The 7191-nt window shown below is 41.6% G+C and carries 5 protein-coding genes, 1 tRNA gene and 1 other RNA gene; 6 read left to right on the top strand and 1 reads right to left on the bottom strand.

Going from position 1 to position 7191, the window contains the following annotated elements:
• Positions 1–32 precede the first annotated feature (32 nt).
• On the top strand, positions 33–3218 hold the full coding sequence (locus V7659_RS27520; protein WP_335543258.1) for a glycoside hydrolase: 3186 nt from the start codon (positions 33–35) through the stop codon (positions 3216–3218).
• 159 nt (positions 3219–3377) lie between these two features.
• Entirely contained in the window at positions 3378–4409 is a 1032-nt protein-coding gene (locus V7659_RS27515; protein ID WP_335543257.1) for a LacI family DNA-binding transcriptional regulator, read from the top strand.
• 69 nt (positions 4410–4478) lie between these two features.
• Here the strand turns inward: V7659_RS27515 and V7659_RS27510 are convergent, their stop codons facing one another.
• The gene (locus V7659_RS27510; protein WP_335543256.1) at positions 4479–5231 is read right to left on the bottom strand and encodes a YqcI/YcgG family protein; all 753 of its coding nucleotides are present in this window, start codon (positions 5229–5231) and stop codon (positions 4479–4481) included.
• A gap of 259 nt (positions 5232–5490) precedes the next feature.
• Between V7659_RS27510 and V7659_RS27505 the strand changes: the two genes are divergently transcribed.
• The 4 genes from V7659_RS27505 to ssrA all read left to right on the top strand — a co-directional run.
• Positions 5491–6084, top strand: a complete 594-nt coding sequence (locus tag V7659_RS27505; protein ID WP_335543255.1) for a hypothetical protein — start codon at positions 5491–5493, stop codon at positions 6082–6084.
• Positions 6085–6207: 123 nt separating this feature from the next.
• Positions 6208–6348, top strand: a complete 141-nt coding sequence (locus V7659_RS27500; protein WP_335543254.1) for a hypothetical protein — start codon at positions 6208–6210, stop codon at positions 6346–6348.
• Positions 6349–6862: 514 nt separating this feature from the next.
• A tRNA-Ser gene (locus tag V7659_RS27495) sits at positions 6863–6953 on the top strand.
• A gap of 9 nt (positions 6954–6962) precedes the next feature.
• Positions 6963–7191: a transfer-messenger RNA gene (gene ssrA / locus V7659_RS27490) on the top strand; the annotation flags it as partial.

The raw sequence follows: 7191 nt of genomic DNA, 5'->3' as shown, positions 1-7191 counted from the left end.
ATCTATGAAAATAGTAAAAGGGGGATGATAACATGACAAAAGCTCATATTAAGCAAATGGCTAAAAAGGTACTAACATATGGTTCGGCCACGGCCCTTACCCTTAGTCTGCTCGCACCTGCAGCAGCACCTAAGGTATCAGCTGCTGAAGTTACTCCATCAAGCACAATCACAGAAATGGTGAAATTAGACCCAAGCTATCAACAAGCACCTTTTGATGGGTGGGGAACTGCGCTTGTTTGGTTTGCCAATATTACAGGCGGCTGGCCGGATGAAATTAAAAACCAGTTAGCTGATGCCCTTTATGGCGAGGATGGACTTAATTTTAATATAGCTCGTTATAATATCGGCGGTGGTGATTCTCCAGAAACGACTCCGTATATGCGTCTAGGAGGAGCAGTTCCAGGTTATTGGAATCGGCCGGCCGAATTTGGACCGCCGAATGGAAACACAGAAGGCTGGACAGAGCAGACGAACTGGTGGAACCCGAAGAATCCTGAACATTGGAATTGGGATGCTGATGCCAACCAGCGCTGGTGGCTGACGGCAGCTAAGTCTAGAGGGGCAGATACGTTCGAAGCCTTTTCGAACTCAGCACCATACTTTATGACGCAAAGCGGATACGTATCCGGAAACTGGAATTCAAATAATGATAACCTTAAGTCCGATCAATACAAGAATTTTGCCAGCTATTTAACAGGAGTTGTCGACCATTTACAGCAAGAAACTGGCATTCAATTTAAAACGCTTTCACCGGTAAATGAACCGAATACGAACTACTGGGGTGCCAAGGGAAGACAGGAAGGATCACACTGGTCACCGGCATCACAAGCGAAAATGATTAATGAGGTCAAAAAGCAATTGACTGATAAAGGATTGGGAACCGTTGTATCGGCAATGGACGAAACCAATCCATCAACATTCCGAAAAAACTGGGATGCGTACAATACCGATACCCGCAATAATATTGGGCAATTGAATGTACATACGTACGGAACAGGAGAAAGAATTGGTGCCAGAGATATTGCCAAAGGTGCGGATAAAAAACTGTGGATGTCAGAGGTTGACCTAAGTGTCGGCGGCCAAAATCACGAGGACATCAAGACAGGCCTTGCCATCTCGGAAAGAATTCAAGCGGATATCCAGCAGCTTGAGCCGGAAGCATGGGTGCTTTGGCAAGCAGTTGAAGATGAAGTAAACATGAGACCAGAGTATGAAAATGGCAACTGGGGTCTGCTACAGGTGGACTTTGCTGTAAAGGATTTCAGCAATTTTAAAATTTACAAAAATAAAAAATACTACGCCGTGGGTAACTACAGTAAATTTATCCGCCCGGGCGATCAGTTTATCAACTCAAACAACAAAAATACCTTAGCTGCGATTGATTCGAATGATGACTCCGTTGTCGTCGTTTATACCAATTCATCTACAGAACAAAAAGCAATCGATTTCGATTTATCTGGTTTTGAAACAGTGAATGAGACAGCTTCAGCAACGCCTTATGTAACATCTGCTACCGAGAATTTGCAGCAAAAAGCAGCCATCAAGGTAAAGGATGATCAATTAGAAGCGGTGGTTCCAGCACAATCAATTACGACATTTGTTGTATCCGGTGTATCTGGAGTTAACGACGAGGCTGGATTCTTAAATAATCAAGATCATTACAAAATAAGCAATCAAAATAGTGGCAAGGTCCTGGATGTGAAAGAGGATGGCAAGGTTGTACAAAAAACCTATGACCGCGATAAAGCGAGCCAGCAGTGGAGCATTCAAAAAGTGACTGATGGACACAGTTCAAAGGAAGAGTATAAAATTAAAGACACTAACAGCGGCAAGGTAATTGGTGTTGAAAATGGGGCCGCTGTGGTACAAACCGATCAAGACACAACTAGCCAAAAATGGAAGTTATCCACCTCCGGCAACCAACAATACACGTTCATTAACGTAGGCAACGGTCAGTTACTCGAAGTTGGCGGTGAGTCAACAAAAGAGGATGCAGGTGTCGATGTCTGGACAGCAAACGCTGGAAAGAATCAAACATGGATCATCAATAAGGCTGGAATTGTGGACATTGAGCCAGCCAATGTGGTTGTAACAAAGAAAAAAATCGCACCGGAAATGCCGCAGGAAGTAACCACGATTTATGGTGATGGGGAAAAAGTACAAAAAGCTGTCCAATGGGATCCGATTGACCCTGAACAATATGACAGGGAAACCACCTTCACTGTAAGGGGTACAGTAGAGGGAACGAACATCCCGGCTGTCGCAAATGTAACCGTCAGCAAGGTGGAAAGAGTGGAACCGATTAAGGTGAAAACTGTTCCAGGCAAAGCGCCATTACTACCTGATTTTGTACCTGCTAAACTTGAAAACGGTACGGAAGGAAACGTACGTGTGAAGTGGGAATCAATTGATCCAAGTAAGTTTGAAAGTCTTGGCAAGTTTGCAGTAAAAGGCTCGATTCCGTATAGTCCGGTGAAAGTAACAGCGAATGTCCAAGTCACCAAACCAGCATTACAGAACATTGCGCTAAACCTTCCTAATTCTGGGCAGGAGTTTCCAAAGGTATCAGCTTCCTTTACTGGACAATATGATAAAACAACCAATGTCAACAATGGGGAAATCTCTTCAGAGCGCTGGACGAATTGGGATCCCAACAGCTGGAGACCAGAAGATTGGGTAGCAATCGATTTTGGCCGTGAAGATACGATATCTAAAATTGATTTCCATTTTTATGATGATGGCGGCGGTACGAGACCACCAGCATCACTAAACCTTGAATATTGGGATGGAACTGAGTGGAAGGCTATCGAGGGAACCCAATTAGATGTGAATGCAACAAAGGACTTAACGGTGAAGTTTGCACCAGTTACCACCTCGAAAATCCGAGTGGTGATGAAGGCGATGCCGAATACATGCATGGCGATTTCGGAAATTGAGGTATTTGGAAATGGAGATGTCACGAAGGCTGACCCAAGCATTGGGGAGGATGCAACGCTTGAGAGCATCTTAATCGATGGCAAGCCGTTAAAGGATTTCCAAGCTGACCAATTGACGTATGAGGTAAAGGAAAAAGCAGTGAAAGATCCTGTAGTAACAGCGGTCACTAATGACTTATTTGCCTCCTATCAGGTTTCTGAAGAAGGTGACACTGCGGTAATCACCGTAAAATCAGAGGATGGTCTCCAGTCGGAAACTTATATCGTGAAATTTAGATAATCCACTTGCTCATAGTTGAGGATGCTAAACTTCCTCAACTATGATTTTTTTTATCACCTTTATTCCTCCGTAGTCACTTTCACCTGAACATCTACCATTTTTCTAATAAAATAGATTACAATTGAAAGAAAGATACTTTTCAAAAAGGGAGGCTTTCCGGTGGATAAAAAAACGTTCACTATCTACGATATTGCCGAAGCAACAAACGTATCACCTGCGACGGTTTCCCGTGTCCTAAATGGCAATTATCCCGTCAGCAAAAAAACAAAAGAAAAAGTACTAGCGAAAATACAGGAATATAATTTCCAACCAAACAGTATTGCGAGAAGTTTGTCCAAAAAAGAAACGAAGATGATTGGATTGATCTTGCCAGATATCACGAATCCATTCTTCTCAAGCTTCTGTATCGAGTTGGAAAAATACGCGCAAAAAAAGGGTTATACGATTTTCCTATGTAATTCTATGAATGATAGTGCAATGGAGTCTGTTTATCTAAGGGTTCTCTCAGAACGCCAGGTCGAAGGAATCATCATGATGGGCGGCCGTATTAACAAATCGGTAACGGAAGCAGAAGAGGCGGCAGAAGTTCTTGACGTGATGAAAAAGATCCCTGTGTTGATGGTCAATGGAGAGATGTCAGGTGTCGATTGTTATCAGGTGAGATCCGATGAGCGGTTAGGGATGAGGATGATTGTGGAGCATTTAGTAGAAATGGGCCACAAAAACATTGGCTTACTTGGAGGAAAACAGGGAATAACATCTACCGATATAAAAGTAGAGGGATTCAAGCAGAACCTAGTGGAGAATGGTCTGGTTTACCATCCTGAATGGCATATTTACAGCGGTTTCTCGGTAGAAAGCGGACAAAAAGCGATGGAAATGCTGCTGGAAAACAAGGAATTGCCATCCGCCATCATTTGTATGAATGATATGATTGCCTCCGGAGCTCTAGTTGCCTGCAATCAGCAACAAATCGATCCTAAGAAATTTGCCTTTGTAGGTTATGATGATTCGTTTGTCGCCGATATTTTGACACCGAGCCTAACTTCGATTAACCATGATTACGAAAAACTTGGACAAGCGGCACTCGATTTAATAATCAAAGCAAAAAATGAGCAAGTACCTGAAAAATCAAAAGAAGTAACAATTATACCTTATCTCACAAAAAGGAACTCAACTGCACTAAACTAGGACCTAAAGGGGTCCTTTTTCTTTTACAAAACCAATAAAAATAAACGCAGGCGGTTGATCCTGCGGTCATCATTGATTAGAGTTAAAAAAGTTTAGAAACCGATGATAGGGGCATTTGGACAAGGACGTATCATCATCACGAAGAAAATATTGCCTCCACTCAAAATTATCCTCTTCACCGTAACTGTTTAAATCGGGATGGATAGGAGCAGAATCGTAGGCTGCCAGCCTTTTTCTGATTTGTTGTTTAATCCCCTTAGCAAAATGGCGCGACTTATTAAATTCTTGGAGAACCCAGCGTGGAGTAATGGCAAGCATCATTTCATCAAAATGTCTGCTTTTTCGATTCTTATGGGCGGGTGTTGCACAGTACATAAAGTATTTCTCTCCATTATAGCAAAACTCCCAGACGGGATGATGGGGGTCTATTGGTAAATCCTCAGGCCAATCAAATCGGTCGATGCTTCTTAAGCCGCTAAGATGCTTCCAAAATATTTCTTCGTAGTCTTCAACCGTATAGGCGGTCTTCATGTCTTCGGGCGTTTCATAAAAAACAATCAGTGATGTATTACTGCCAATTTTCCTTGAAACATCTGTATAACTGCTCAATGCTTCTGCAAGTTCATATAGAGTAGAAGGTTCCCTCGGATCCCCAATAAAGCTGTATCGCAGTTGATTTTTAGAAAAACCAATAGTTGCAGGGATGCAGGGAAAGGGTTTTTCTTTGTCACTCATTTTAGTGGAGAATTTCTCTATAGCTTTCTTTTCCCATTCCTTTAATTGATCCCTGCCTAGGGGATCATCTGTATAAAGTCCTTTCACGATTGACACCTCCCTACTGCAGTATATTCATACGTACAAGAGTGGGGAGATGTCCTGATTTAAATGGGCAAACCGCTAAATTCCCGGAATATCGCTTGGTATCAAAGATAATAGAGCCATGGCGTTTTCCGATTGTCATGAAAAAAGCATGCATCAATTGCTGTTCAAAGAATAGATGTTAGAGATGGATCCAATATCCATAGCCTATGAGGAAAATCTGCAGATCGGAACGCCATTTACCAGTTCGAGGAGGATGCTTATGAGATTGATAACTTGGACTTTGGGCGTATTTAAAAAGAAACATAAGATTACAGCCGTTCCGTATACCAAGAATATGAAGCTCGTGGTTGGCAGTCTGTTAGGTGCGATCGCTGCCATCCTTCAATCAGCGGGTTTGATAGGCGGGATTGGCTATGCGTTTAGCATCATGGCTACCGGACCGATTGTTCTTGCAATGGTCATTTCCATCCGAATCGGTCTGTTAACATATGCTGTCACTGCTTTGTTATTGATCATCCTGCAGCCTAGTGAAGTCCTGGTATTCCTATTTACCACCGGCCTTCTCGGCATTGCCCTTGGGATAGGATTTAAACTGTATAAGACCGGATCAATGGTTTCAGTAATGGGAGGAAGCTTACTTTCAGCAGGTATTCTTATCTTACTTTACCTATTTCAATTCCCCGTATTAGGACCTTCTGTTTCAAGCCGAGTAAGTGGTACAGTGGTAGCAGGCGTTTTCCTGTTTGGCCAGTTTTATAGCTGGATTTGGATGAATCTTAGCATGCTGGGAATGAGGCATTTAAATAAAGTCATGGTGAGAAAGTTATTGGTAGAGAAAGATGAGTCAAGCTGAAGGTAAAGGGGGATAATCGAATTCCACCTAATAAATAATTTTTTATTAAAAATAATGAACATTTCTTTTCAGTCTACATATAGTAACTTCTGTGAGAAATTTGATTGGAAGGAAGAAATCACTATGAACAACCATGAATTAAAAATTAAAACAACTAAAGATGCATTTAACGGCGGTGGAACTGAATATAAAGTAATTGAAATAAAAGTAAATGATCCATCTGAAAATTTATTTGCAGTCGTAACTCCTATTAAAATGAAATAACCATGTTTGTGCGCAAGACTAGATAAATCATACTGCGGATAACCAATGACATACCGAACTTATGGCCTCATCCAATCAAGAGAGGCCTTATTTAAATTTTTCTCTTTTCTGAAAGATGGATGCATCTTAAATTCGCTCATTGTAACATGGGATCCGCTCATAAAAGTCCATTATTCGCTCATAGAAATTCAATATTCGCTCATAGCACTCTAAAATTCGCTCATAGAAGGGATAAATGGTTTAATGTGTCATGCAAGTCTCAATTTTGAAGTGTAATTTTATACAAAATTTCATTTTTTTGATCTGCCTAAATGATTTATTACGACAATTTTTGCTAAACTAGTCTTAAATATTCATGCACATATTAAAGTTATCAAATATAAGTTAGCACTAAGGCTTTAATGACATAAATAGGTCTTTTGAACTACCAAAATTTACAGCTTTCTTCCATTTGGCAAACATGATATATTTCTCTTGTAAGTTCTTAACAGGCTTACGAGTAAGCTTTTATTAAAGAGAAGTACTCAAGAGGCTGAAGAGGCGCCCCTGCTAAGGGTGTAGGTCGGGTAACCGGCGCGAGGGTTCAAATCCCTTCTTCTCTGCCATTATATAATGGGAATGTCTTGGTATCGACAGGGATAGTTTGAGCTTATATGGCGAGTCGAGGGATTCGGCCTCGTTAAAACGATAAAGCCTATAACTGGCAAACAAAACAACAACTTCGCTTTCGCTGCTTAATAACAGACGATAGCGGTTCCTCCCTCCATCGTCCATGTGGTAGGGTAAGGGACTCATTCTAAGTGGACTACGCCGAATTCCACCGTCTGAGGATGAAGGAAGAGA

The organism is Neobacillus drentensis (assembly GCF_036966985.1).
Classification (GTDB): Bacteria; Bacillota; Bacilli; order Bacillales; family Cytobacillaceae; genus Neobacillus; species Neobacillus drentensis_E.
This window is presented reverse-complemented; position numbering and strand designations above follow the sequence as displayed.